This window comes from Micromonospora sp. NPDC048905 (assembly GCF_040649655.1).
Taxonomy (GTDB): Bacteria; Actinomycetota; Actinomycetes; order Mycobacteriales; family Micromonosporaceae; genus Micromonospora.
The window spans coordinates 21,091-47,198 of sequence record NZ_JBEZFV010000024.1; the positions used below are offsets into that span (position 1 = coordinate 21,091).

Consider the following 26,108-nt stretch of genomic DNA (forward strand, 5'->3'; position numbering starts at 1 on the left):
CCGCCGTTAGGGTGACCGGCGGCCTGTCGTACCCCGAAGGAGCTTCATGTCCGATCTGGTGACCGCCAACCGACGTCAGGCCGGGCTGACCGCCCTCTACCTGGGCATCTTCGCGATGGTCTGGTTCAGTGTGCCGGCGGCGGAACAACCGCTGCGCGCCCTGCTGGTGGTGGGCAGCATCGCCGCACTGCTCACCGCCGCGCTGGGTGGCGTGCTGGCGGCCCGACTCCGAGGCGCCGGCAGCCCTCGGGACCGGGCAGCCGACCGCCCGTACCTGCTCATCGTCGTCGCCGAATTCGCCGCCGCCGGGCTGGGTGCCGCCGTGCTTGTCGCCGCCGGCTGGTCCGAGTACGTGCCGGTGCTGGTCTGCCTGGTGGTCGGCCTGCACTTCTTCCCGCTCGCCCCGCTCCTGCGGGACCCGCTGCTGCGTCCGCTCGGCGTCGCGTTGTGCCTGGTGGCAGTGGCGGGGCTGGTCACCGGCCTTGCCTCGGCGGTGTCCGCGGGTCTGGTGGTCGGCGTCGGCGCGGGAGTGCTGCTGCTCGGTTACGCCGTGCAGGCGCTGGTCCGCGCCCACCGACCGGCCTGACCGGCGGAGGCCCCCGCGAGCGAGGTGGTCCGATCGTCTCCCGCGTGATCGAGCTGCCAACAATCAGCGGGCTCTGGCCCAGGTGAGAAAGCGGTCGCTCAGCCGATCGTCAACGGCCTGGCCGGGCAGATCCCCGGTCGCCTCGCACAGCAACGTGGCGAGGTAGACGAGCAGGCCGATCCGGTCCTCGCGGTATTCGCCGAGCAGCGCCAGCCGGGCCGGGGAGCACGGCCACGCCGCACCGCAGACCCGGCAGCGCCAGGAGGGGCGCGCTGCCACGTGTGGGCGGTAGCGGGGCATCAGTGGCTGTCCCGATCCCGCAACCAGTGGCTGCCATTCGGGCTGGCACGTCGCCCGCACCTGAGTCGCACAGGGAACCTCCGTCGGGTGGGAGGGGAGCGCCCCGGACCGTGGTCAGGGGACGCTCCCGGCCTGGTTCCGCCCGCCGTTCCTTGCCCGTGAGCGGTTCCGCTGCGTGACAGTCTGCTGAGGATCCGACTACCGTGGGAGATTGCGCGCGCCGACGACCAGCGCGTGCGGTGATCGGCCCGGCACGGTACGAGGATGTACGGAGGCTGTCCGTGGAGAGTTCGTCCATGCTGGAGCACTTCGCCGAGGAGCTGCGCCTGGCCCGGGCCACAAATGGCCTGTCCCAGGCGACGCTTGCCGAGGCCCTGAGCTATTCGGGAGCCCTGGTCGCCAAGGTGGAGACGTCCGAGCGGCGGCCGAGCCTGGACTTCGCGCGACGGTGCGACGCCGTGTTCGCGGCCGACGGCCGGTTCGAACGCATCCAACGGCGGATCAGCCGCGAGGCCGTGGTGCCGTGGTTCCGCGACTGGGCCGGCGTCGAGCAGGAGACCACCGCGCTGCGGTGGTTCGAGCCGCTGTGTGTGCCAGGTCTGTTGCAGACCGAGGGGTACGCCCGCGCGCTACTGACCGGCGGCGGGCTGTTCGCGCCGGACGAGATCGAGCAGCAGGTGGCAACCCGGCTGGACCGTCAGGGACTGCTCACCCGCGACCGGCCTCCGCTGCTCACTGCCGTGATCGACGAGCACGTGCTCCGCCGCTCCGTCGGCGGGTCGGAAGTGATGCGCGAGCAGATTCAGCACCTGGTGAAACTTGGCTCCGCGCTCCCCAGGGTCCGAATCCAGGTCGTGCCGTCCGCTGCCGGTGCTTACGTTGGGCTCGGTGGACCCTTTGTGATTGCTACGTCGCGGCAGGGGGAGGACCTCGTCTACCTCGCCGGCCAGCGCCATGGGCAGGTCATCGACCGGGCAGAGTACGTCCGTCAGATGGTCGAGGTGTGGGAGTCGATCCGGGGTGAGGCACTATCGCACAGGCAGTCCCTCGATCTCCTGGCGGAAGTAGCAGAGACATGGATTTGACCGGTGCCCGGTGGCGCAAGAGCATCCGTAGCGGCCCAGATGGCGGTAACTGCGTGGAGGTGGCCGACAACCTGCCCGGGGTGGTGGCCGTCCGTGACTCCAAGGACCCGACCGGCCCGGTGCTGGTCTTCGCGCCGGACGCGTGGCGTGCGTTCGTCGGGCTCGGTGCCCTTCGCGGGTAGCTGCGCCGATCGCGGCGGTCGCGGCAGTCGCGCCGATCGCGGCGGTCGCGGCGGGTCGCCGGTCGCCGGTCGCCGGTCGCCCGTTTCCGGCGCTTCGGACCGCTAGATCCACTCGGTTTCCTGCAAACCTGGGTGTCGCAGCGCTGTGGACCCCCCGGTTTCCGTGAAACCCGAGTGGATCATAGCCGCGAGCGGGCCGGGACGCCCCGGTTTGCGTGAACCCGTGCCGCTCACCAGCGCGAGCCGGCCGCGGACGCCGCGGTTTCCGTGAACCCGAGTGGATCATCAGCGACGAGCCGGCCGAAACCCGGGCGACACGGCGACGTGCCCGTCGTAGGGTGGCCGGCGGCCTGTCGTACCCCGGGGGTAGGAAGGTCGGGGACGGGGGTGGTCGTGGTGCGTGTGGCGGGGCGGGCGCGGTTGCCGTGGGTGCCGGCGTGGGCGGTGTTCGAGCACTACCTGGTCGGTCTTCGTCGCACCTGGCGGGCCGGGGTGTTCTCCTCGTTCCTGCTGCCGGTGCTGACAGTTGTCGGCTTCGGGATGGGCGTCGGCGCCTACGTCGACCAGGGCGTCGACGGGGTGCGCTATCTCGACTGGCTGGTCCCCGGGCTGATCGCCTCGACCGCGCTGCAGGTGACGGTCGGTGACTCGACCTGGCCGGTGTTCAGCAACTTCCAGTGGGTCAAGACCTACTTCGCGCAGAGCGCCTCGCCCCTGCGGGTCGGCGACATCGTGTTGGGGCACCTGGCCTTCGTGCTGTTCCGGGTGCTCACCACCATCGCGGCGTTCCTGCTGGTCACCGGGCTGTTCGGGGCGTTGCGCTCGCCGTGGGCGGTGGCCACCCTGCCGGTGGTGGCATTGCTGGGGCTGGCCGTTGCCGCGCCGGTCTTCGCGTACACCGCCTGGGTGTCCACCGACAACTGGCTCGCGATGCTGTTCCGGTTCGCGGTCATCCCGATGACGCTCTTCGCCGGGGTGTTCTTCCCGGTGGAGTCGCTGCCCGACGCGCTGCGGTGGCTGGCGTACGCGACGCCGCTGTGGCACGCCGTCGACCTCTGCCGCGCGGCCACGCTCGGGGTCGTCCCCCAGTGGTCGATCGCCGGGCACCTGCTCTACCTGGCCGCGTGGGCCGGTGTCGGCTGGCTGTTGGCGCTGCGCGCCTTCCGCCGCAAGCTCGTCGTCTAGGGAGATCCCGTGGTCACGCTGCTCCTGCCCCGGCTGGTGGACGTCTCCTCCGCCTCCCGGCGGTCCGCGTCGGTGGTGGGGCGCAACGTCGCGGCGCTGAAGTCGGTCTACTGGCTGCTCCTGCTCTCCGGCTTCCTGGAACCGCTGCTCTATCTGCTCTCCATCGGCGTGGGCGTCGGGACGCTGATCGGCGACCTGCCGCTGCCCGACGGGCGGCTGGTGCCGTACGCCGAGTTCGTGGCTCCGGCGATGCTGGCCTCCTCGGCGATGACCGGGGCGCTCTCCGAGACCACCTTCAACTTCTTCGGCAAGATGAAGTACATGAAGCTGTACGACGGGATGATCGCCACCCCGGTACGGCCGTTCGAGATCGCCCTCGGTGAGCTGGGCTGGGCGATGCTGCGGGGCAGCGCCTACTCGGCCGCGTTCCTCGGTGTGATGATCGCCTTGGATCTGACCAGCGTCACCCGTGCGTTGACCGCCCTGCCGGCCGCGGTGCTTGTCGGGTTCGCGTTCGGGGCGCTCGGCATGGCGGTCTCCACGTTCATGCGCAGCTGGCAGGATTTCGACCTGGTGGCCTCCGCGCAGTTCACCCTGTTCCTCTTCTCCGGCACGTTCGTGCCGGCGCAGGCGTACCCGACCCTGCTGCACTGGCTGGTCGAGATCACCCCGCTGTACCGGTCGGTGCACCTCATCCGTGGCCTCGCGCTGGGCACCGGGGGTTGGCTCTGGCTGCTCGACGTGCTCTACCTGCTGGCGGTGCTGGCGGCCGGCCTGCTGGTGGCGTCGCGCCGGATGGGCAGGTTGCTCTACCAGTAGGGGTTATCGGCGCCGGTCCACGGGGCATGTCGGAGGTGACACCACCACCGACGATGAGGAGGGGCGATGGCCTCGGACGAGTCTGCCGCCCGCCGGACGCCTGCCGACGCCAGTGCGCCGGTCGGGCCCGGCGCGGGGCCGGACAGCCCCACCGATCTGCCTGGCAGCGGCTGGAAGGCGGCGCTGCGGCGCACGGTCAGCGAATTCCAGGACGACAGCCTGACCGACTGGGCGGCGGCGCTCACCTACTACGGGGTGCTGTCCATCTTCCCCGGCCTGCTGGTGCTGATCTCGATCCTCGGCCTGCTGGGCACGGGTGCCACCGAGGGGGTCAAGGACACCGTCGACCAGGCGGTGCCGAACGACAGCATCCGGCAGATCGTCACCGACGCGATCACCACGGCGGACAAGAACGGCGGTTTGGCCAGCGTCGCGGCGATCATCGGTGTGGTGGCCGCGTTCTGGTCCGCGTCCGGCTACATCGGCGCGTTCATGCGCGCCTCGAACAGCATCTACGACGTGCCGGAGGGCCGGCCGATCTGGAAGACGCTGCCGATCCGTCTCGGCGTGACCGCGGTGGTCGGGGCGCTGTTGCTGGTCAGCGCGGTGATCGTGGTCTTCACCGGCCGTCTCGCCGAGGCGGTGGGGGACGTCGTCGGCCTCGGCGCGACCGCGGTCACGGTGTGGGACGTCGCCAAGTGGCCGGTGCTGTTGATCCTGGTCAGCCTGATGTTCGCGATCCTCTACTGGGCCTCACCGAACGCCCGGCACGGCGGTTTCCGCTGGGTCAGCCCGGGTGGGGTGCTGGCCGTGGTGATCTGGCTGGTGATCTCCGGTCTGTTCGCCCTCTACGTGAGCAACTTCGGCTCGTACGACAAGACGTACGGGGCGCTGGCCGGTGTGATCATCTTCTTGGTCTGGCTGTGGCTGAGCAACATCGCGATCCTGCTGGGTGCCGAGTTCGACGCCGAGTTGGAGCGGGGCCGTGCCATCGCGGCCGGCCATGGAGTCGACGACGAGCCGTACGTCGAGCTGCGCGACGACCGCAAGCTCCGCAAGAAGCGCAACGCCGCCGGCCGCCGCTGACGGTTCCCGCACCGCAAACCCGAAACCGCCCCGCCACCAGCCATTGGTCGGCGGGGCATTTTCGTGTGTGTCGATGCAACTGCGGGCGAGCGGACGCAGGCGGCCCGTGATCCTTTTCTTGATCGACTAGTAGCTTTTGTTCTTTCGGACAAAAGTTCATCTCGGAACGGTTGAAGCTCTGGACACGCGGTGCAGAGCGCTCCTACTGTGTCGGACACAACACTTCGACATTGCGTCGATGTGAACGATGCCAATGAAGAGGTGACCCCCGGTGCGCACCGTCGACCCCCTGCACGTACGGCTGTTGCGGTTGCTCCGCGACGAGGGGGCCGTCTCCCGCGCCGAGTTGGGCGACCGACTCCAGATGCCTCGCCCGCGCATGCTGGCCGAGCTGGATCGTCTGGTCGCACTGGGTTACGTCGCCGAGGCGGGGCTCGCCGCCTCCCGGGGTGGACGACGCTCCACCCTGGTCGAGTTGAACCCGAAGCTGCGCTTCGCCGCGGTCGACCTCGGTGCCAGCTCGATGGACATCGAGGTGGTCAACGGCCGCCTCGAACCGGTCGCCCACTACACCGAGCCGGCCGACATCCGCAACGGACCGAAGGTGACCCTGCAACGGGTCAACGAGCTGCTGCACAAGGCCCGGGTCGACGGCGCGTACGAGCGGTTGGACGCGGTGGGCATCGGCGTACCCGGTCCGGTCAGCTTCCGCGACGGCGTTCCGGTCTCGCCGCCGATCATGCCCGGCTGGGACCGGTATCCGGTGCGCGAGCTGCTCAGCCGGGAGCACGGTTGCCCGGCGGTGGTCGACAACGACGTCAACATCATGGCGATCGGTGAGCGGCACGGCGGGGTCGCCCACTCGGTGGACGACTTCCTGTTCATCAAGATCGGCACCGGCATCGGGTGCGGCATCTACCTCGCCGGCGAGGTCTACCGGGGCACCGACGGCTGCGCCGGCGACATCGGCCACATCCAGGTCGACTCGCACGGCCCGATGTGCTCCTGCGGCAACGTCGGCTGCCTGGAGGCGCTGTTCAGCGGCGCCGCGCTGGCCAAGGACGCCGCGACCGCCGCCCGCAGTGGGACGTCGCCGGCGCTGGCCGAGCGGCTGGCCCTGCGGGGGATCGTGACCGCGCTGGACGTCGCCGAGGGCGCCGTCGAGGGCGACGTGACCTGCATCCAGCTCATCCGGGACGGCGGACGACGGGTCGGTGGGGTGCTCGCCGGCCTGGTCAGCTTCACCAACCCTTCGATGATCGTGATCGGCGGCGGGCTGGCCCAACTGGGGCACATCCTGCTCGCCGAGATCCGCAGTGTGGTCTACCGCCGGTCGCTGCCGCTGGCCACCGGCAACCTGCCGGTCGTGCTGTCCGAGCTGGGTGGACGTGCCGGTGTCACCGGCGCGGCGGTGCTCGCCGGCGACGTCGCCTTCGGGGAAGCCGCATGAACCCTGACCGAAATCCTGTCGTGAGCGAGGAGGAGACTGTGGCTCTGCCCGAGGATGACCCCGCCACCGCGTCGGCCGAGGCCGTCGCCGAGGCACCGCTGGTCGAGGCTCCCGCCGACACCGTCGCGGGCGAGGTGGTCCTGCGCCTCACCGATGTCGTCAAGACGTTCCCCGGCGTACGCGCACTCGACGGTGTGCAGCTTGAGGTGCGTGCCGGCGAGGTGCACTGCCTGCTCGGGCAGAACGGCGCCGGCAAGTCGACCCTGATCAAGGTGCTCTCCGGCGTGCACCAACCGGATTCCGGGCAGGTGGAGTGGCGCGGCGAGCCGGCCACGTTCACCAACCCGCAGGCCGCGATGAAGGCCGGAATCGCCACCATCTACCAGGAGCTCGACCTCGTCGAGGACCTGTCGGTGGCGGAGAATGCCTTCCTCGGGCACGAGTACCGCAGCTTCGGGTTCGTCCGACGCGGCCGGATGGCCCGGCACACCCGGCAGATCCTCAGCAGGCTCGGCCACGGTGAGATCCCGCCCGGCCGGATGGTCCGGTCGCTGCCGGCCGCCGGCAAGCAGATCGTCAGCATGGCCCGAGCGCTCTCGCACGAGGCCCGACTGATCATCATGGACGAGCCGAGCGCGGTGCTGGCCCACGACGAGGTCGGCAACCTGTTCCGGATCATCCGCGAGCTGACCGCGCAGGGCATCGCCGTCATCTACATCTCCCACCGCATGGAGGAGATCCGCGAGATCGGTGACCGGGTCACCGTACTCAAGGACGGTCGGACCACGGCGGCGAACCTGCCGGCGCGCGAAACCCCGACCCGCGATCTGGTCAGCCGGATGACCGGCCGCACCATCGAGTACGTCTTCCCGGACCGGCCGGCCGAGGACCCCGCCGGCGCCGACCTGCTCCAGGTGGAGGGGTTGACCCGCACCGGTGAGTTCGCCGACGTCTCGTTGAACGTGCGGGCCGGGGAGATCGTCGGCATTGCGGGGCTGGTCGGCTCCGGCCGCTCCGAGCTGCTGGAGACCATCTACGGCGCCCGTCTCGCGGAGGCCGGCTCGGTCCGGATGAACGGCAAGGCGCTGCGTCCCGGCGTCGGCGCCGCCGTGCGGGCGGGCATGGGGATGGCCCCGGAGGAACGCAAGAGTCAGGCGCTGCTGCTCGGCGAACCGATCTACCGCAACGTCACGCTGGCCACCTTCGGCCGGTACGCGCGGCTCGGCTTCACCAACGCCGCCAAGGAGCGCGCCGAGGCGGACCGGATCGCGGAGAGCCTGGAGCTGCGGCCCCGGGACGTCGACCGGCCGGTACGCACGCTGTCCGGCGGCAACCAGCAGAAGGTGGTGGTCGGGCGGTGGCTGCTCGGCGGCACCAAGCTGTTGCTGCTCGACGAGCCCACCCGGGGCGTGGACGTGGGCGCCCGGGCTGAGCTCTACCAGGTCATCCGGGGTTTGGCCGCGCAGGGCGTCGGGGTGCTGCTGGTCTCCAGCGAGGTGCCCGAGGTGCTGGGTCTGGCCGACCGGGTGCTGGTGATGCGGGAAGGGCGGGTCGTGCGTGAAGCAGCGGCCGGCGAACTCGACGAGAACACTGTGCTCGACCTCGTGATGGCGGGGTCCTTGATGGAAGGCGCACCGGCATGAGCGACGCGACTCCCACTCCCACCGCGACACCGGAGCGCCCGCAGCTTCCGGCCCAGTCGCCGCCGGTGGACCCGGCGGAGACGGCGGTGGCCAGCAAGAAGGCAGGGTCGGCGGGCCGCCTTTCCTGGTGGCGCGGCGACGGCGGTGACGGCGCGAAGCGCAACCTCGGTCTGATCGGGGTGCTGGCCGCGCTGATCCTGGTCGGCGCGATCACCAAGCCGGACCTGTACGGCGACCCGACCTGGGTCTGGAACAACGTGCTGGCGATCCTGCAACTCGCCTCGGTCGTCGGCGTGGTCACGGTCGGGATGACCTTCGTGATCATCGGCGGTGGCATCGACCTGTCGGTCGGTGCGATCGTCGCGCTGGCCGGGGTCTGGTGCACCACGGTGGCCACCCAGAGCTACGGCGCCGGCGGCATGATCTTCACCGCCCTCGTGGTCGGCATCTGCGTCGGCCTGGTCAACGGTGTGCTCATCTCGTACGGAAAGTTGGTCCCCTTCATCGCGACGCTCGCGATGCTGGTGGCGGCCCGCGGTCTCGCGGCGTCGATCTCCAACAAGCAGACCCAGGTGTCGACCAGCACCGTCATCAACGACATCGCGGCCCGCAAGATCATCGGTATCCCGATCCTCGTCTACATCCTGGGCGCGGTGGTGCTGGCCGGCTGGGTCCTGCTCAACCGCACGACCTTCGGCCGGCGGACCATCGCCGTCGGCGGCAACCCGGAAGCGGCCCGGCTGGCCGGCATCAACGTCCGGCGGCACACCATGCTGCTCTACGCGCTCTCCGGTCTCTGCTGCGGCATCGCGGCGATCATGCTCACCTCGCAGGCCACCTCGGCGCAGGCGGCGATGGCCAACCTGTACGAGCTGGACGCGATCGCCGCGGCGATCATCGGCGGGACGTTGCTCAGCGGTGGCCGGGGCACGATCGTCGGCTCGCTGCTCGGCGTCATCATCTTCGCCACGATCACCAACCTCTTCGCCATCAACGGCCTCTCCATCGAGGCGCAGAACATGGTCAAGGGCGGCATCATCGTCGCCGCCGTCCTGATCCAGCAGTTCCAGTTCAAGTCCGTCACCCGGCTCTTCGCGCGGAACAGGGTCACCACCGCAACCTGACGCACCGCACCGATGTCCCTGGCCAGGTCGAGAAATTCGACACCGGCCGGACCCCGCACACCCTTACTCACTCAAATCCCGCTCCCAGGAGGTCGTTCATGACCCAGCACAGTCGCGACGTGTCGCGCCGCCGGTTGCTCTTCGGTGGAGCCGCAGTTGGCGCCGCCACCCTGTTGACCGCCTGCACCAGCAACGAGACCCCGGCGGCCAGCACCCAGACCAAGGCCGCCGGCAACGCCGAAGGCAACAACGCCCCGGGCAAGAGGGTCGTCATCGGCTTCTCCGCCCCGGCCGCCGACCACGGTTGGATGGGCGCGATCCACGCCAACGCCAAGGCGCAGGCCGCCGCGTACTCCGACGTGGAGTTCAAGGAGGTCGACGGCGGCTCGAACTCGGAGGCCCAGCGCTCCACGCTCGGCACGCTGATCGCCCAGAAGCCGGACATCATCGTCGTGCTGCCGCACGACGGCAAGGAGGTCAACGCCGTTGCCCTCCAGGCGATGCAGGCGGGCATCCCGATCGTCAACCTCGACCGGGCGTTCCCCGACGCGCTGGCCTCCCGGCTGGTGATCAAGGGCGACAACTACGGCATGGGCGTGTCGGCCGGGCACTACATCGGCAAGATTCTCAAGGACAAGGGCGTCACCAACCCGGTCATCGGTGAGATCGCCGGCCTGGAGATCCCGCTGACCGTCGAGCGCAGCAACGGCTTCAAGGCCGCCCTGGCGACCTACGGCTTCACCGTGAAGAACCGCCGCTCGGCCGAGTTCACCTCGGACAGCGGTCAGCGCGAGGCGGCCCAGCTGCTCCAGGCGCTGCCGAAGATCGACGCGATCTGGAACCACGACGACGACCAGGGCATCGGTGTGCTCGCGGCCATCAAGCAGGCCAACCGGTCGGAGTTCTTCATGGTCGGCGGCGCGGGCTCCAAGCTCGCGATCGACGCCATCAAGGCCGACAACAGCGTGCTGAAGGCCACGGTCACCTACAACCCGTCGATGGCCTCCTCGGCGATCTCGCTCGCGCGGCTCATCGCGCAGGGTCGGGGCCTGGGCGACCTGACGGAGCTGCAGGTGCCCAAGGAAGTGACGCTGGCCTCGGAGACGATCACCAAGGAGAACGCGAGCAGCTACGACAAGCTCGGGTTCTGACATACGGGGGGAGACCCACCTTGTCCACGACAGACAAAGAACTGCGGGTCGGCATGGTCGGCTACGCGTTCATGGGCGCCGCGCACTCACAGGCGTGGCGCACCGTGAACCGCGTCTTCGACCTGCCGGCGCGGGCCCGGATGGCGCTGATCTGCGGTCGAGACACAACGAAGGTGGCGGAAGCCGCCGATCGTCTCGGCTGGGACGCGTCCACCACGGACTGGCGAGACCTGATCAGCCGGGACGACATCGACGTCGTCGACATCTGCACACCGGGTGACAGTCACGCCGAGATCGCCCTCGCCGCACTGGCCGCCGGCAAGCACGTCCTGTGCGAGAAGCCGTTGGCCAACACGGTGGCGGAGGCACGGGCGATGACCGCTGCGGCGGACGCGGCCCGGGCCTCCGGAGTGCGATCGATGTGCGGGTTCAACTACCGCCGGGTCCCCGCGGTCACGATGATGCGTCAGATGGTCGCCGACGGACGACTCGGGGTGATTCGACACGTCCGTGCGACGTACCTGCAGGACTGGATCGTGGACCCGCAGTTCCCGCTGGTCTGGCGGTTGCAGAAGGACAGGGCGGGCTCCGGCGCGCTCGGTGACATCGGTGCGCACATCATCGATCTGACCCAGTTCGTCACCGGTCAGCGGATCAGTGGGGTCAGCGCGGTCACCGAGACCTTCGTCAAGGAGCGGCCGTTGCCGGCCGAGTCGAGCGGGCTGGCGGCCAGTGTGGACGGCGGTTCGGCGCCCACCGGACTGGTCACCGTCGACGACGCCGCGGTCTTCGTGGCCCGGCTCGACGGTGGCGCCCTGGCCACGTACGAGGCGAGCCGGTTCGCCACCGGTCGCAAGAACGCGCTGCGCGTCGAGATCAACGGCTCGCTGGGCAGTGTGATCTTCGATCTGGAGCGGCTCAACGAGCTGGAGTTCTACGACGCCACCCGGCCCAGCGTGGAACAGGGTTTCACCCGCATCCTGGTGACCGAGGGCGACCACCCGTACATGTCGGCGTGGTGGCCTCCGGGCCACATCATCGGCTACGAGCACTCGTTCACCCACGAGATGCGCGACTTCATCGAGGCGGTCGCCACCGGCGTCGACCCGACTCCCTCCTTCGCCGACGCGTTGCAGGTCCAGTTGGTGCTGGACGCGGTGACCCGCTCGGCGGAGCTCGGCTCCTCCTGGACCGAGGTGGAAACGGCGCTGGTCACAGCCGCCGCCTGACAGTTGACCATCCGCGATGGCGGTGTTCGCACCGCCGTCGCCCAACCGGCTTTCCGACGCCGACCGGCGAGGGACCGACCGCGGATTGCGCCCCGCGGCCGGGACGAGGTTGGCAACGGAGAGCGTGCAGCCGGACCGTACGGCCCGGTGGCGCACGAGCAGGACGGTCGTCCGGTGCGGCCGGACCGGGATTCCCCGGCCGCACCGGAGGACCGCCACCATTTGTGGAAATCCAGAACCTGATCGCACCGCCCGCTGCTGCCCCCACCCGTACCGCATCCGCTCGCCGGTCTCCGGCGGGTCGTGCCGCGGTCGGTCACCAGGTGGGCACGGCGGCCTGAGACGCCCGGTCGGGGCTTGCCAACGCCCCGGTCGGTCGGATGCGGGGGAGGCAGGGTCGAGACGCCGACCCGACCCTGCCTACCAGCCCCGTCTGCCCGCACCCGTACCGGGAGCCGGTCCGGCGTCGTCGCCGCCGACGCCGACGTCGGAAACCGGTGTCGTTCCGGTGCGGGGCGGGCGGGCGGGGCCCATCCAGCCACGGCCCATATCTTTCCGAACAATATTCTGATATCCCTATATTTAGCGGTACCGACGATTCCTCGAGAACGGGGAAGGAGCACCATGCGAACAGGTGTCTGGCTGATAGGAGCGCGTGGTTCAGTCGCGACCACCAGCATCGTCGGAGGGCTCGCGCTGCGAGCAGGTCTGGCCGGACCCACCGGCTGCGTCACCGAGCTTCCCGAGCTGCGCGGCCCGGCCCTGCCGGCCTTCGCCGATCTGGTCTTCGGCGGACACGACCTGGCCACCACCCCGTTGGGCAAGCGCGCCGAGGCGCTGGCCGACAGCGGCGTCATCCCCTGGCGGTTGGTCGCCGCGCTCCGCGACGAGCTGGGCGTGGTCGAGCAGGAGCTGCGCCCCGCGCCGGTCGGCGACACCCAGGCCGACCGGGCCGAAGCCGTGGTCCGCGACCTCACCAGCTTCCGCGAGCGGCACGGGCTGGACCGGGTGGTGGTCGTCAACGTCTCCGCCACCGAAGCCACCCCGCCACCGCATCCCGGGCACGCCGACCCCGACGCGCTGCGCGCCGCGCTCACCGGTCCGGACGAGGTGCTGCCACCCAGCTCCCTCTACGCGTACGCGGCACTGCTGGCCGGCTGCTCGTACGTCGACTTCACCCCGTCCACCGGACTGCGGCTGCCCGCGCTCGCCGCGCTGGCCGACGAGGCGCGCCTGCCGTACGCCGGGCACGACGGCAAGACCGGGGAGACCCTGGTCAAGTCGGTGCTCGCGCCGATGTTCGCGATGCGCAACCTGGACGTGCGCTCCTGGTCCGGGTTCAACCTGCTCGGCGGTGGCGACGGCGCCACCCTCGCCGACCCGGCCGCGAACGCCGCGAAGGTGCAGAGCAAGCAGCGGGTGCTCGGCGAGACGCTGGGCTACGTCCCGCAGGGCGGCACCCGCATCGAGTACGTCGAAGAGCTCGGCGACTTCAAGACCGCCTGGGATCTGATCACCTTCGCCGGCTTCCTCGGCACCGGCATGCGGATGGAGTTCACCTGGCACGGCTGCGACTCCGCGTTGGCCGCGCCGCTGGTGCTCGACCTGGCCCGGCTCACCGCCGCCGCGCACGCCGCCGGGCACGTGGGTCCGCTGACCGAGCTGGGCTTCTTCTTCAAGGACCCGCTCGGCACGCCCAGCCACTCACTGGGCGAGCAGTGGGCCCGGCTGACCGACTTCACGCGGCTGCTGCACGCCGGCGCGGACGGTGCCGATGACCACGCTGGCTGACCTCGCCGAGCTGGTCCGGGCGCCGGCGGCGCTCTCCGTACCCGGTGACGTGGTCGCCGGAGCGGCGGCAGCCGGCGCGTTGGGTTCGCGTACCCCCGCCCTGGCCGGCGCTTCGGTGCTGCTCTACTGGGCCGGCATGGCCGCCAACGACTGGGCCGACCGGGGCCTGGACGCCGTGGAGCGGCCCGAGCGGCCGATCCCCAGCGGGCGGGTCACCCCGGCCGCCGCGGTCGGTCTCGCGGCGGGCCTCACGGCCGCCGGCGTGGGCCTGGCCGCCGCCGTGGGCGGTCGCCGCGCCGCCGCGCTCGCCGTGCCGCTGGCCGCCACCATCTGGGGGTACGACCTGCTGGCCAAGAACACCGCCGCCGGGCCGGCCGTGATGGCCGCCTGCCGGGGGCTGGATGTGCTGCTCGGCGCGTCCGGCGGCCGGATGACCAGGGCGTTGCCGGCGGCGGTCACCGTCGCCGCGCACACCTGGACGGTCACCGCGCTGTCCCGCCGGGAGGTCAGTGGCGCCGACGCGGCCCTGCCGATGCGCACCCTCGCGGGCACCGCGCTCGTCGCCGCCAGCGCCGCCATCCCGCGCGCCCGGCGCGCGGCCGTTCACAGCGGTGCCACCGACCAGGATGGGGCCACCGACGAGGTCGGCGCGCGCGTGAGTCGCACCCGATCGGCCGGGGTCGCGGCCGTGCTGCCCGTCGTGCTGGCCGGGTGGTATGCCGCCCGCTACGGCGCGGCCCAGGCCGAGGTGATCCGGGACCCGTCGGCCGGGCGGGTTCGCGCCGCGGTCGGCGCGGGGATCACCGGACTTCCCGCCCTCCAGGGAGCGCTCACCGCCCGCGGCGGCGCCGGCCTGCTCGGGTTGGCGGTCGCGGCGGCCGCGCCGCTGGGTCGACGCCTGGCCCGGAAAGTCTCCCCGACATGACCGTTCCCCACCCCCGACCCGCACCGCCGACGGCCGACGCCACGACGCTGCGCCTCGGGTACGGCACGAACGGCTTCGCCAACCACCGACTCGACGACGCGCTCGCCGTCCTCGCCGAGCTCGGGTACGACGGGGTGGCACTCACCCTCGACCACGACCACCTGGACCCGTTCGCGCCCGGGCTCGCACGCCGGGTCGCCGTCCTCGGTCGGCGGTTGGAGGAACTGGGTCTGGCGGTGGTGATCGAGACCGGAGCCCGGTACCTGCTCGACCCGTGGCACAAACACGCCCCGACGTTGCTGCACGACGACCCGACCCGGCGGATCGAATTCCTGCGCCGGGCCGTCCGGATCGGCGCCGACCTGGGCGCGGAGGCGGTCTCGTTCTGGGCCGGCGTCCGACCCGACACGGTGTCGCCGCAGTGCGCCTGGGACCGGTTGGTCGCCGGCTGCGCCACGGTGGTCGACGCGGCCGACACCGCCGGCGTCACCCTCGGCTTCGAGCCCGAGCCGGGGATGTTGGTGCAGGACATCGCCGACTGGCGTCGGCTGCGCGCGGCCCTCGGCGACCCGGCCCGGTTCGGCATCACCCTCGACATCGGCCACTGCCGCTGCCTGGAGCCGTGGCCCGTGCCGCAGTGCGTCGCGGAGGTGGCCGACCACCTGGTCAACGTGCAGATCGACGACATGCGCCGGGGCGTGCACGAGCACCTGGAGTTCGGCACCGGCGAGATCGACTTTCCGCCGGTGCTGGCGGCCCTGGCCGAGGCCGGCTACCGCGGCCTGGTCGCCGTCGAGTTGCCCCGCGACTCGCACGCCGCACCGGACGTGGCCGCCCGGTCCATCGATTTCCTGCGCGCCGCGGCGGCCACCTCGACAGGCGGTGACCGCCGGCGACAGGAGGTGCCTGCCAAGGCCCTCAGCTCTGCACCAACGGACGCGACAGATCCGGACACCGACCGTCGCGTGGAGTGAAGCAGAGCAAAGGACGCGGTCGGGCACCTGCGGAGCTGCACAGCAGCACGAGGGAGGAGACGGGATGACACCGGATTCACTACGGGCCGCGCTGCGAGGCGTACCGGATCCTGATTGGCTGGACACGGCGCTGCGCCGGGTCACGACCGAGCCCACCGCGATCACCCGGCTCTTCCCCGCCGCCGGACGACGCTGCGGTCGGGCCGCGCTGCCCGACGCCCCCGGCTGGACCGCCGACGACGCGGCCCGCGTGCTGCTGCTCACCAGCCTGCCCGGCGACCACGCGGCGTACGCCGAAAGCCTCTACCAGCACGGTGACGCGGCCGAACGGCGAGCCGTGCTGCGGGCCCTGCCGCTGCTGCCGATCGGCGCCGCCGGGGTGCCGCTGCTGCACGACGCGATCCGCACCAACGACACCCGGCTGGTGGGTGCGGCCCTCGGCCCGTACGCCCGGCACCTCGACCCGGCCGCCTGGCGCCAGGCCGTGCTCAAGTGCGTGTTCAGCGGTGTGCCGTTGGCGGTGGTCGCCGACCTGGAGACCCGAGCCGACGGGGAGTTGGCCGCGATGCTGGCGGCGCTCGCCGCCGAGCGGCACGCCGCCGGCCGGGACCTGCCCGCCGACGCCACCGAACTGCTCGACCGGCTCACCGCCGCACTGCCCCGAGAGGCGTGACATGCGTATCTTCGACCCGCACATCCACATGACCTCGCGCACCACCGACGACTACGAACGGATGGCCGCCGCCGGTGTACGCGCCGTGGTGGAGCCGTCGTTCTGGCTGGGTCAGCCACGCACCAGCGCCGCCTCGTTCACCGACTACTTCGACTCGCTGATCGGCTGGGAGCCGTTCCGGGCCGGGCAGTTCGGGGTGCGGCACTTCGCCACCGTGGCCCTGAACCCCAAGGAGGCCAACGACCCGCGCTGCCGTCCCGTCCTCGACCTGCTGCCCCGTTACCTGGATAAGGACGCGGTGGTGGCGGTCGGTGAGATCGGGTACGACTCGATGACGCCGGAGGAGGACGAGGCGTTCGCCGCGCAGCTCGCCCTCGCGGTGGCGTACGACCTGCCGGCGCTCGTGCACACCCCGCACCGGGACAAGGCGCGCGGATGCGAACGGACCCTCGCCGTGGTCGCCGAATCCGGCATCGAGCCCGGTCGGGTGGTGGTCGACCACCTCAACGAGGTGACCGTCAAGCTGGTCCGGGACAGCGGCTGCTGGTTGGGTTTCTCCATCTACCCGGACACCAAGATGACGCCGCAGCGGATGGTCGAGCTGCTGCGCGAGTACGGCACGGACCGGATGCTGGTCAACTCGGCGGCCGACTGGGGACGCTCCGACCCGCTGCTGACCCGGGCCACCGGTGAGGCGATGCTGCTGGCCGGGTTCAGCGACGACGAGGTCGACGCGGTGCTGTGGCGCAACCCGGTGGAGTTCTACGGGCAGTCCGGCCGGCTCGACCTCAGCGACCTGGACGTCGCCGAGAAGGTGGACCCGCAGACGGGCAACTCGATCCTGCGCGGCGGCAGCTGATGCGGCTGCGACACGCTGGCGGCGACACCGTCCACCTCAGTTACTGCACGAACGTGCACCCCGCCGAGGACCTCGCCGGCATCCTCGGTCAACTGGACACCTACGCCGTGCCGGTGCGCGAGGCGCTCGGCAGTGACCTGCTCGGGCTCGGCCTGTGGCTGGCCGCCCCGGTCGCCGCCGAGTTGGCCGCCGACCCGACGCTGCGCCGCCGGCTGCGCACCGAGCTGGACGCGCGCGGGCTGGAGGTGGTCACCCTCAACGGCTTCCCGTACGCGGCCTTCCAGGCCCCGGTGGTCAAGCAGGACGTCTACCACCCGGACTGGACCACCGAGCAGCGCCTGACGTACACCCTGAACCTGGCCCGGGTGCTCGCCGACCTGTTGCCCGACGACGCGGCCCGGGGCTCGATCTCCACGCTGCCACTGGCCTGGCGTCAACCCTGGGACACCGCTCGGGCCGACGCGGCCCGCGGTCGGCTGGACCAGTTGGCGGCCGGCCTGGCCGCCGTGCAGCGCGACACCGGCCGCGAGGTGCGAATCGCCTTCGAGCCGGAGCCGGGCTGCGTGGTGGAGAGCACGGCCCAGGCCGCCGAGTTGCTGTCCGGGATGGACACCGAGCGGTTGGGCGTCTGCGTCGACCTGGCCCACCTGGCCTGTGCGTGGGAGGAGCCGGCCGAGGCGCTGGAGCGTCTGCGGGCGGCGGGGCTGCCGGTGGTGAAGGTGCAGGTCTCCGCCGCCGTCGAGGCGGCCGACCCGGCCGGCGGGGCCGACGCGTTGCGCCGCTGGGTGGAGCCGCGGTTCCTGCACCAGACCCGGGGCGCCGGCTGCGCGGGCGGAGCCGACCCGGCCGACCCGGCGTACGCGGCCGACGACCTGGACGAGGCACTGGACCGGGAGTTGCCCGGCCCGTGGCGGGTGCACTACCACGTGCCCCTGCACGCCCCACCCGAGGAGCCGCTCGGCTCGACCCTTCCGGTGCTCCGCACGGCCCTGAGAGCGCTCTTCGACGCGCCGACCGCCGGCTGTGACCACCTCGACGTCGAGACGTACACCTGGGGGGTGCTGCCGGCCGCACGACGGCCCGGCACCGACGCGGAGCTGGCCGCCGGCATCGCCGCGGAGCTGGCCTTCGCCCGAGACGAGTTGGTCGGCCTCGGCCTGACCGCAGAGCGAACCGTGAGCATGGGGGTGACGCGATGAGCCGGCGACTGGTGGTCCTCGACGTGGTGGGGTTGACCCCACGGTTACTGGCGCACATGCCCCGGCTGCGCGGGGTCGCCGACGGCGGCTTCCGGGCCGAGCTGGGCACCGTGCTGCCCGCGGTGACCTGCTCGGTGCAGTCCACCTTCCTCACCGGCGAGCCGCCCAGCGGGCACGGGATCGTCGGCAACGGGTGGTATTTCCGGGAGCTGGGCGAGGTGCTGCTGTGGCGGCAACACAACGCGCTGGTCGGCGGGGAGAAGCTCTGGCAGGCGGCCCGCAAGGCCGAGCCCGGCTACACCGTGGCCAACGTCTGCTGGTGGTACGCCATGGGCGCGGACGTCAACTGGACGGTGACGCCCCGACCGGTCTACTACGCCGACGGACGCAAGGAGCCGGACTGCTACACCGACCCGCCGGAGCTGCACGACGCGCTCACCGGGCGGCTGGGCACGTTTCCGCTGTTCACCTACTGGGGGCCGACCGCCGGGCTGCCGTCGTCGCGGTGGATCTGCCAGGCGGCCGAGCAGATCCTCGCCGACGTGTCACCCGACCTGACCCTGGTCTACGTCCCGCACCTCGACTACGACCTGCAACGGTTCGGCCCGTCGTCGGCGCAGGCCGCCGCCGCCGCGGCCGAGCTGGACGCGGTGCTCGGTCCCCTGCTGGACGCCGCCCGCGCCCGGGACGCCACAGTGGTGGTGCTGTCCGAGTACGGCATCACCGACGTGTCCCGGCCGGTGGACGTCAACCGGTTGCTGCGCTCCGAGGGGCTGCTGCGGGTGCACACGCAGGCCGGCATGGAGTACCTCGACCCGTGGACGTCGAAGGCGTTCGCGGTCGCCGACCACCAGATCGCGCACGTCTACGTCAAGGACCCGGCCGACGTGCCGGCGGTGGCGAAGCTCTGCGCCGGCCTGCCCGGCGTGGCCGAGGTGCTCGACGCCGACGGCAAGGCCGCACACGGGCTGGACCATCCGCGCGCCGGTGAGCTGGTGCTGGTGGCCGAGCCGGACGCCTGGTTCACCTACTACTACTGGCTGGACGACGACCGGGCACCGGACTTCGCCCGGCTGGTGGAGATCCACCGCAAGCCGGGTTACGACCCGGCCGAGTTGTTCTTCGACCCGGCCAACCCCGGTGCCGCGAAGGCCCGCGCCGGGGTGGCCCTGGCCCGCAAGAAGCTCGGCATGCGGTACCTGATGAGCGCGGTCGGCCTGGACGCCGGTGCGCGGGCGGTGAAGGGCTCACACGGCCGGTTGCCGGACGACCCGGCGGACGCCCCGGTGCTGCTCTGCTCCGACCCGGCGGCGGCCCGGGACAAGATCGCCGCGACCGAGGTCAAGGAGCTGCTGCTGGAGCTGGCCGGGCTGCGTGACGGCGGGCCGGGGGAGGGGTCGTGACGGTTACCGTCGCGCCCGCCGACGCCAGCGGGCTGCGGGCACGCTTCGACGCCGAGCTGGCCGGGTTCCTCGAACGGCAGGGTCCGGACTGGCCCGACGGCGCGCCCCGCGGGGTGTTCACCGCCCTGCAACGGTTCGTGCTGGCCGGCGGGAAGCGGATCCGCCCGCTGTTCTGCTACTGGGGCTGGCGCGGGGCGGGGGCACCCGACGGCACCCCGATCGTGGTGGCCGCCGCCGCGCTGGAGCTGTTCCACGCGTTCGCGCTGATCCACGACGACATCCTGGACGGCAGCGACCGCCGCCGGGGCGAGCCGTCGGTGCACCGGCTCTTCGCCGACCTGCACGCCCGCTCGGCGTGGCGCGGTGACCCCGAGGCGTACGGGCGCAACACCGCCCTGCTCTGCGGGGACCTCTGTGCGGCCTGGTCGGATCAGATGTTCCACGAGTGCGGGCTGAGCACCGAACAGGTGCACCGCGGGTACGGCGTGTTCGCGCTGATGCGCACCGAGGTGATCGCGGGGGAGTACCTGGACCTGGTCTCGGGTGTGGGTGACGGCTCGGTGGCCAGCGCGCTCACCGTGATCCGGATGAAGGCGGCCCGCTACACGGTGACCCGGCCGTTGCAGATCGGGGCGGCCCTGGCCGGCGCGGGGCCGGAGTTGATCGCCGCGCTGGGCGAGTTCGGTGACCCGTTGGGTGACGCCTTCCAACTCCGCGACGACGTGCTGGGCGTCTTCGGGGACCCGGCGATCACCGGCAAGTCGATCCTGGACGACCTGCGTGAGGGCAAGCCGACGGTGATGATGGCGTTGGCCCGCAGTGCGGCCGACCGCTCGCAGACCGTCCGGCTGCGGGAGCTGTTCGGCAACCCGGCGTTGGACGCCGAGGGTGCCGCGGAACTGCGCGGGATCATCGAGGAGACCGGTGCCCGGACCCGGATCGAGCAGATGATCCGGGTCCGGACCGAGGCCGCGCTCGGTGCCCTGGAGAGCGCCCTGGTGGTGGACGAGGCGCGCGCGGCGCTGATTGCGCTGGCCGGACAGGCGATCGACCGCCACGCGTGATCGCCGACTTTCGAACGGATCGACGAAAGTTGGCGTAGAACCACCGGAAGGTATGGACACATCGACACTCGCAACTTAGTGTCGTGACCAACACGACAATGTTTCGTCGAGGTGAACCGGCGGCGCGGTAACCCATCGACCACCCTCACCGCTACGGCATCCGGCGCGACGGCGCGCGCCCGCCTGGCAGTCACTCGTCAGGAAGGGGCAGCACACATGTCCATCAAGGACGCTCCACACCATCGATCTCGACGATGGTCCTCCGCCGGATCGGCGCTGCTGCTGGCGGTCGCCGCCGGCACTGTCGCATTCGCCGCCGGCTCGGCCCCCGCACAGGCGCACACAATCGTCGCCACCGACTTCCAGCAGGTCGAACTCGCCCGCGGCGTCACCGACATGGGTGAGCCGATGTCGCTGGCCGTGCTGCCGGACCGCTCGGTCCTGCACACCGCCCGCAACGGCACCCTGCGCCGCACCGACGCGAGCGGCACCACCTCAGTGGTCGGCACCCTGCCGGTCTACAACCACGACGAGGAGGGGTTGCAGGGCGTCGGGGTCGACCCCAACTTCGCCAGCAACCGGCAGATCTTCCTCTACTACGCGCCGCCCCTCTCCACCCCCGGCGGCGACGCGCCGGCCACCGGCACCGACTTCTCCGCCTGGCAGGGAGTGAACCGCCTCTCCCGGTTCACCCTCAACGCCGACTTCACGATCAACCAGTCGAGCAAGGTCGACGTGCTCGACGTGCCGGCCGACCGTGGGCTGTGCTGCCACGTCGGTGGCGACATCGACTTCGACGCCGCCGGCAACCTCTTCCTGTCCACGGGTGACGACACCAACCCGTTCGAGTCCGCCGGCTACTCGCCGCTGGACGAGCGGACCAACCGCAACCCGGGGTACGACGCGCAGCGCAGCGCCGGCAACACCAACGACCTGCGCGGCAAGATCCTGCGGATCAAGGTGAACGCCAACGGCTCGTACTCCATCCCCTCGGGCAACCTGTTCGCGCCCGGCACGGCCAGGACCCGGCCGGAGATCTACGCGATGGGGTTCCGCAACCCGTTCCGGATCAGCGTGGACAAGGCCACCGGAGTCGTCTACGTCGGTGACTACGGGCCGGACGCCGGCACCACCAGCTCCACCCGCGGGCCGTCCGGCCAGGTGGAGTTCAACCGGGTCGCCGCGCCGGGCAACTACGGCTGGCCGTACTGCACCGGCACCAACACCTCCACCGAGACGTACAACGAGTGGGACTTCGCCAGCAACGCCAGCGGGGCGAAGTACAACTGCGCCAGCGGGCCGACGAACAACTCGTTCCGCAACACCGGCCTGACCACCCTGCCGCCGGCCCAGCCCGCCTGGATCCGGTACGCGGGCGACGCCGGCACCCCGACCGAGTTCGGCGGCGGCTCCGAGTCGCCGATGGGTGGCCCGGTCTACCGGTACAACGCCTCGTCGACCTCCACCACCAAGTTCCCGCAGTCGTTCGACGGGCAGTTCTTCGCCACCGAGTTCGGCCGGGGCTGGATCAAGCCGATCCACGTCAACTCCGACGGCTCCCGGGGTGCCATCGACACCTTCCCCTGGGTCGGCAAGCAGGTGATGGACTCGGCGTTCGGCCCGGACGGCGCGTACTACGTGCTCGACTACGGCACCGGCTACTTCAACGGCGACGCCAACTCGGCGCTCTACCGCTTCGACTACGTCGGCAGCGGCAACCGGGCACCGACCGCGGTCGCCAACGCCAACCGGACCTCCGGTGCGGCACCGCTCGCGGTGACGTTCTCCTCGGCGGGCTCGTCCGACCCCGAGGGCGGCACGCTGACGTACTCGTGGGCCTTCGGTGACGGGACCAGCTCGACCGCCGCCAACCCGACGAAGACGTACTCCACGAACGGCACCTACACCGCCACGCTGACCGTGCGGGACCCGCAGGGCGCCACCGGCAGCAGCAGCGTACGGATCAGTGTCGGCAACACCGCGCCGACGGTCACCATCAACAACCCCGGCAACGGTCAGCTGTTCAGCTTCGGTGACACGGTGCCCTACAGCATCACGGTCACCGACCCGGAGGACGGCACGATCGACTGCACGAAGGTCAAGATGACCTACGTGCTCGGGCACGACCAGCACGGGCACCAGATCACCTCGAAGACCGGGTGCTCCGGCTCGATCACCATCCCGGTCGACGGTGAGCACGACGACGCGGCGAACATCTTCGCGATCTTCGACGCCGAGTACACCGACGCCGGGGGCCTGACCACGCACACCCAGCACACGCTGCCGCCGCGGCACCGGCAGGCCGAGTTCTTCGGCACCTCGTCCGGGGTCAACGTGTTCAGCAAGGCCACGGCCGAGGGCGGCAAGACCGTCGGTGACATCAACAACGGCGACTGGATCGCGTTCCAGCCGTACCGGCTGGGCAACGTGACCTCGTTCACCGCCCGGGTCTCCTCGGCGGGTGCCGGTGGCACCCTCCAGGTCCGGGCCGGCTCGGCCACCGGCACGGTGCTCGGCTCGGCCACGGTCCCGGTGACCGGCGGCTGGGAAACCTTCGCCACCGTGACCGGCACGATCACCAGCCCACCGACCGGTACGACCACGCTGTACCTGACCTTCGCCGGGTCGGGCACCGGGGCGCTCTACGACCTGGACGCGTTCACGTTCGTCACCGGCACCGCCACCAGCGGCAGTGGCCCGATCAAGGGTCTGGGTGGCAAGTGCCTGGACGTCCGCAACGCGTCCTCCGCCGACGGCACGCAGATCCAGATCTACACCTGCAACGGCAGTGCGGCGCAGACCTGGGCGGTCACGCCGAACTCCACGATCAAGTCGTTGGGTAAGTGCCTGGACGTCGCCGGCGCCGGCACCGCCGACGGCACCAAGATCCAGCTGTACACCTGCAACGGGACCGGCGCGCAGAACTGGGCCGCCCAGGCCGACGGCACGCTACGCAACGCGGCGTCGGGCAAGTGCCTCGACGTCTCCGGCAACAGCTCCGCCGACAGCACGGCGGTCCACCTGTGGACCTGCCTCGGCGCGGCCAACCAAAAGTGGATCCTGCCCTGAGCTGAGTGGTGGGGCCCCTCGTCACCGCCTACGGTAGGGCGAGGGGCCCTTCCTAACCACAGTTAGGAGAGCGATATGCGCAGACGCCTGCGACCCGTCCTCGGTGCGGCCCTGGCCGCACTCGCCGTCATCGCCTGCACCACCCCGGCCAGCCCGGCCAGCGCCGCCGACGCCCCGTACGACGTGCTGGTCTTCTCCAAGACCGCCGGGTTCCGGCACGACGCGATCCCGGTCGGCATCCAGACCATCCGGGACCTGGGCGCGGCGAACAACTTCACGGTCACCGCCACGGAGGACGCGAACACGTTCACCACCGCCAACCTCGCCCAGTACGAGGCGGTCGTCTTCCTCAACACCACCGGCGACGTGCTGAACGCCAGCCAGCAGACCGCCTTCGAGTCGTACATCGCCTCCGGTCGCGGTTACGTGGGCGTGCACGCGGCCTCGGACACCGAGTACGACTGGCCGTTCTACGGCAACCTGGTGGGCGCGTGGTTCGCCTCGCACCCGGCGATCCAGCAGGCCAACGTCAAGGTGGAGGACCGGGGGCACGCCGCGACCGGCCACCTGCCGCAGACCTGGACCCGCACCGACGAGTGGTACAACTACCGGACCAACGCCCGCTCGACCGCCCACGTGCTCGCCACGCTCGACGAGTCCTCGTACTCCGGCGGCGGCATGGGCGCCGACCACCCGTTGAGCTGGTGCAAGAGCTACAACGGCGGCCGGTCCTTCTACACCGGGGCCGGGCACACCCAGGCGTCGTACGCGGAGCCGGCGTTCCGGACCCACCTGCTCGGTGGCATCCGGTACGCCTCCGGTCGGAGCAAGGCCGACTGCCGGCCGGAGACCGGTTACACCCCGCTCTACAACGGCTCGACGACCGGCTGGTCGCAGGCCGGCCCGGGTAACTTTGCCAACTCCGACGCCACCCTGACCTCGGTGGGCGGCATGGGGTTGTTCTGGTACAACGCCAAGCAGTTCACCAACTACTCGCTGAAGCTCGACTGGAAGATGGCCGGGGACGACAACTCCGGCATCTTCATCGGCTTCCCGCCGTCGAGTGACCCGCAGTCGGCGATCAACAACGGCTACGAGGTCCAGATCGACGCCACCGACGCGGTCGACCGCACCACCGGCGCGGTCTACACGTACAAGGCCGCCGACACCGCGGCCCGTGACGCGGCGCTGAACGCGCCGGGGGAGTGGAACACCTACGAGCTGCTGGTCGAGGGCGAGCGGCTACAGGTCCTGCTCAACGGGGTGAAGATCAACGACTTCACCAACACCGACCCGGTCCGCTCACTCGCCGGCCACATCGGCATCCAGAACCACGGCACCGGTGACGACGTCGCGTTCCGCAACATCCGGATCAAGGAGCTGGGCACCACCCCGACGCCCACCGGCACGATCCAGGCCGAGGCGTTCAGCTCGGCCAACGGCGTCTCCGCGTTCACCAAGGAGGGCGCCAACGGTGGGCAGACCCTCGGCTACATCGAGCCGGGTGACTGGGCCGCGTACAACGGGGTCAACCTGACCGGGGTCACCTCGTTCACGGCCCGGGTCGTCTCCGGCGGGGCGGGTGGCGCCATCCAGGTGCGTACCGGCTCGGCCACCGGCCCGGTGCTCGGCACTGTCGCGGTGCCCAACACCGGCAGCTGGTCCACGTACGCCAACGTCACCACCGCGCTCTCCAACGTCCCGTCCAGCACCCAGAACCTCTACCTCACCTTCACCGGTAGCGGCACGGGGCTCTTCGACCTGGACGACTTCACCCTGGTCAAGGGCGGCGGCGGCACCCCCGGCGTCGGCCCGATCAAGGGCCTGGCGGGCAAGTGCCTGGACGTGCGCGGCGGCGGTACCGCCGACGGCACCCAGATCCAGCTCTACACCTGCAACGGCGGCACGGCACAGAACTGGACCGTGTCCGGCTCGACCATCAAGGCGCTCGGCAAGTGCCTGGACGTCAACGGTGGTGCCACCGCCAACGGCACCAAGATCCAGCTCTGGACCTGCAACGGCAGCGCCGCGCAGAACTGGGCGGCCCAGTCCTCCGACAGCAGCCTGCGCAACCCGTCGTCGGGCAAGTGCCTCGACGTCTCCGGAAACAACTCGGCGGACAGCACCGCCGTACACCTCTGGACCTGCCTAGGCGCGGCGAACCAGAAGTGGACCCTGCCCTAACCAGCTAGAACGGGAGGGGGCCGACGCCCACATTCCGCGTACCGGGGTGCCGAGCGCACCGTCGAGCAGGGGCTTCAGGACGGCCGACTGCTCCGGGGCGAGGTGCTCGCCCGCTGGCAGGAGTTCG

The 26,108-nt window shown here is 71.0% G+C and carries 22 protein-coding genes; 21 read left to right on the forward strand and 1 reads right to left on the reverse strand.

Annotated elements, in window-relative coordinates:
* The first annotated feature begins 46 nt into the window (after positions 1–46).
* Positions 47–586, forward strand: coding sequence for a hypothetical protein (locus tag AB0C01_RS33410; RefSeq protein WP_357573041.1), 540 nt, complete (start codon positions 47–49; stop codon positions 584–586).
* Between the two features lie 63 nt (positions 587–649).
* On the opposite strand, the gene AB0C01_RS33415 is transcribed toward AB0C01_RS33410, so the two are convergent.
* Positions 650–865: a flavin reductase gene (locus AB0C01_RS33415; RefSeq protein WP_357244636.1), complete on the reverse strand. Its 216-nt coding sequence runs from the start codon at positions 863–865 to the stop codon at positions 650–652.
* Between the two features lie 302 nt (positions 866–1,167).
* Here AB0C01_RS33415 and AB0C01_RS33420 point away from each other — a divergent pair, with 302 nt between their 5' ends.
* The 20 genes from AB0C01_RS33420 (at position 1,168) to AB0C01_RS33515 (ending at position 25,981) form a co-directional block, all read left to right on the forward strand.
* Complete coding sequence (locus AB0C01_RS33420) at positions 1,168–1,971, forward strand: helix-turn-helix transcriptional regulator (protein ID WP_357573042.1); 804 nt, start codon at positions 1,168–1,170, stop codon at positions 1,969–1,971.
* The gene (locus AB0C01_RS33425; RefSeq protein WP_357244642.1) at positions 1,962–2,153 is read left to right on the forward strand and encodes a DUF397 domain-containing protein; all 192 of its coding nucleotides are present in this window, start codon (positions 1,962–1,964) and stop codon (positions 2,151–2,153) included. The genes AB0C01_RS33420 and AB0C01_RS33425 overlap by 10 nt, the downstream gene beginning before the upstream one ends.
* 387 nt (positions 2,154–2,540) lie before the next feature.
* Positions 2,541–3,338: an ABC transporter permease gene (locus AB0C01_RS33430; RefSeq protein ID WP_357573043.1), complete on the forward strand. Its 798-nt coding sequence runs from the start codon at positions 2,541–2,543 to the stop codon at positions 3,336–3,338.
* 9 nt (positions 3,339–3,347) lie between these two features.
* Positions 3,348–4,157 (forward strand): ABC transporter permease, encoded by an 810-nt coding sequence (locus tag AB0C01_RS33435; RefSeq protein WP_357573044.1) that lies wholly within the window; start codon positions 3,348–3,350, stop codon positions 4,155–4,157.
* 66 nt (positions 4,158–4,223) lie between these two features.
* Entirely contained in the window at positions 4,224–5,243 is a 1,020-nt protein-coding gene (locus tag AB0C01_RS33440; protein WP_357573045.1) for a YihY/virulence factor BrkB family protein, read from the forward strand.
* A 271-nt stretch (positions 5,244–5,514) separates the two neighbouring features.
* The gene (locus AB0C01_RS33445) at positions 5,515–6,693 is read left to right on the forward strand and encodes an ROK family protein (RefSeq protein WP_357244655.1); all 1,179 of its coding nucleotides are present in this window, start codon (positions 5,515–5,517) and stop codon (positions 6,691–6,693) included.
* A gap of 134 nt (positions 6,694–6,827) precedes the next feature.
* Positions 6,828–8,336 (forward strand): sugar ABC transporter ATP-binding protein, encoded by a 1,509-nt coding sequence (locus AB0C01_RS33450; protein ID WP_357245185.1) that lies wholly within the window; start codon positions 6,828–6,830, stop codon positions 8,334–8,336.
* On the forward strand, positions 8,333–9,460 hold the full coding sequence (locus tag AB0C01_RS33455; protein ID WP_357244658.1) for an ABC transporter permease: 1,128 nt from the start codon (positions 8,333–8,335) through the stop codon (positions 9,458–9,460). Before AB0C01_RS33450 ends, AB0C01_RS33455 begins: the two co-directional genes overlap by 4 nt.
* 98 nt (positions 9,461–9,558) lie before the next feature.
* Positions 9,559–10,611: a substrate-binding domain-containing protein gene (locus AB0C01_RS33460; RefSeq protein ID WP_357244662.1), complete on the forward strand. Its 1,053-nt coding sequence runs from the start codon at positions 9,559–9,561 to the stop codon at positions 10,609–10,611.
* Positions 10,612–10,631: 20 nt separating this feature from the next.
* Positions 10,632–11,840 (forward strand): Gfo/Idh/MocA family oxidoreductase, encoded by a 1,209-nt coding sequence (locus tag AB0C01_RS33465; protein ID WP_357244665.1) that lies wholly within the window; start codon positions 10,632–10,634, stop codon positions 11,838–11,840.
* Positions 11,841–12,464: 624 nt separating this feature from the next.
* Positions 12,465–13,631, forward strand: coding sequence for an inositol-3-phosphate synthase (locus AB0C01_RS33470; protein WP_357244668.1), 1,167 nt, complete (start codon positions 12,465–12,467; stop codon positions 13,629–13,631).
* On the forward strand, positions 13,615–14,556 hold the full coding sequence (locus tag AB0C01_RS33475) for an SCO3242 family prenyltransferase (protein ID WP_357573046.1): 942 nt from the start codon (positions 13,615–13,617) through the stop codon (positions 14,554–14,556). Before AB0C01_RS33470 ends, AB0C01_RS33475 begins: the two co-directional genes overlap by 17 nt.
* A complete protein-coding gene (locus tag AB0C01_RS33480) occupies positions 14,553–15,530 on the forward strand; it encodes a sugar phosphate isomerase/epimerase family protein (RefSeq protein WP_357244674.1) in 978 nt (325 codons plus the stop codon). The genes AB0C01_RS33475 and AB0C01_RS33480 overlap by 4 nt, the downstream gene beginning before the upstream one ends.
* Positions 15,531–15,594: 64 nt before the next feature.
* Positions 15,595–16,203 (forward strand): EboA domain-containing protein, encoded by a 609-nt coding sequence (locus AB0C01_RS33485; protein ID WP_357244677.1) that lies wholly within the window; start codon positions 15,595–15,597, stop codon positions 16,201–16,203.
* Between the two features lies 1 nt (position 16,204).
* Entirely contained in the window at positions 16,205–17,062 is an 858-nt protein-coding gene (locus AB0C01_RS33490) for a TatD family hydrolase (RefSeq protein WP_357244680.1), read from the forward strand.
* Positions 17,062–18,261, forward strand: a complete 1,200-nt coding sequence (eboE, locus tag AB0C01_RS33495) for a metabolite traffic protein EboE (RefSeq protein ID WP_357573047.1) — start codon at positions 17,062–17,064, stop codon at positions 18,259–18,261. The genes AB0C01_RS33490 and eboE overlap by 1 nt, the downstream gene beginning before the upstream one ends.
* The gene (locus tag AB0C01_RS33500) at positions 18,258–19,664 is read left to right on the forward strand and encodes a nucleotide pyrophosphatase/phosphodiesterase family protein (protein WP_357244686.1); all 1,407 of its coding nucleotides are present in this window, start codon (positions 18,258–18,260) and stop codon (positions 19,662–19,664) included. The genes eboE and AB0C01_RS33500 overlap by 4 nt, the downstream gene beginning before the upstream one ends.
* Positions 19,661–20,728 (forward strand): polyprenyl synthetase family protein, encoded by a 1,068-nt coding sequence (locus AB0C01_RS33505; RefSeq protein WP_357244689.1) that lies wholly within the window; start codon positions 19,661–19,663, stop codon positions 20,726–20,728. The genes AB0C01_RS33500 and AB0C01_RS33505 overlap by 4 nt, the downstream gene beginning before the upstream one ends.
* A 216-nt stretch (positions 20,729–20,944) precedes the next feature.
* On the forward strand, positions 20,945–23,797 hold the full coding sequence (locus AB0C01_RS33510; RefSeq protein ID WP_357244691.1) for a PQQ-dependent sugar dehydrogenase: 2,853 nt from the start codon (positions 20,945–20,947) through the stop codon (positions 23,795–23,797).
* 75 nt (positions 23,798–23,872) lie between these two features.
* Entirely contained in the window at positions 23,873–25,981 is a 2,109-nt protein-coding gene (locus AB0C01_RS33515) for a ThuA domain-containing protein (RefSeq protein WP_357573048.1), read from the forward strand.
* The last annotated feature ends 127 nt before the right edge of the window (positions 25,982–26,108 follow it).

Excerpts from the sequence above, each read along its gene's own strand:
- AB0C01_RS33410 (WP_357573041.1), top strand. The coding sequence starts at position 47 with ATGTCCGATCTGGTGACCGCCAACCGACGTCAGGCCGGGCTGACCGCC.
- AB0C01_RS33425 (WP_357244642.1), top strand. The coding sequence starts at position 1,962 with ATGGATTTGACCGGTGCCCGGTGGCGCAAGAGCATCCGTAGCGGCCCA.
- AB0C01_RS33440 (WP_357573045.1), top strand. The coding sequence starts at position 4,224 with ATGGCCTCGGACGAGTCTGCCGCCCGCCGGACGCCTGCCGACGCCAGT.
- AB0C01_RS33455 (WP_357244658.1), top strand. The coding sequence starts at position 8,333 with ATGAGCGACGCGACTCCCACTCCCACCGCGACACCGGAGCGCCCGCAG.
- AB0C01_RS33460 (WP_357244662.1), top strand. The coding sequence starts at position 9,559 with ATGACCCAGCACAGTCGCGACGTGTCGCGCCGCCGGTTGCTCTTCGGT.
- AB0C01_RS33470 (WP_357244668.1), top strand. The coding sequence starts at position 12,465 with ATGCGAACAGGTGTCTGGCTGATAGGAGCGCGTGGTTCAGTCGCGACC.
- AB0C01_RS33475 (WP_357573046.1), top strand. The coding sequence starts at position 13,615 with ATGACCACGCTGGCTGACCTCGCCGAGCTGGTCCGGGCGCCGGCGGCG.
- AB0C01_RS33480 (WP_357244674.1), top strand. The coding sequence starts at position 14,553 with ATGACCGTTCCCCACCCCCGACCCGCACCGCCGACGGCCGACGCCACG.
- AB0C01_RS33485 (WP_357244677.1), top strand. The coding sequence starts at position 15,595 with ATGACACCGGATTCACTACGGGCCGCGCTGCGAGGCGTACCGGATCCT.
- AB0C01_RS33490 (WP_357244680.1), top strand. The coding sequence starts at position 16,205 with ATGCGTATCTTCGACCCGCACATCCACATGACCTCGCGCACCACCGAC.
- eboE (WP_357573047.1), top strand. The coding sequence starts at position 17,062 with ATGCGGCTGCGACACGCTGGCGGCGACACCGTCCACCTCAGTTACTGC.
- AB0C01_RS33500 (WP_357244686.1), top strand. The coding sequence starts at position 18,258 with ATGAGCCGGCGACTGGTGGTCCTCGACGTGGTGGGGTTGACCCCACGG.
- AB0C01_RS33510 (WP_357244691.1), top strand. The coding sequence starts at position 20,945 with ATGTCCATCAAGGACGCTCCACACCATCGATCTCGACGATGGTCCTCC.
- AB0C01_RS33515 (WP_357573048.1), top strand. The coding sequence starts at position 23,873 with ATGCGCAGACGCCTGCGACCCGTCCTCGGTGCGGCCCTGGCCGCACTC.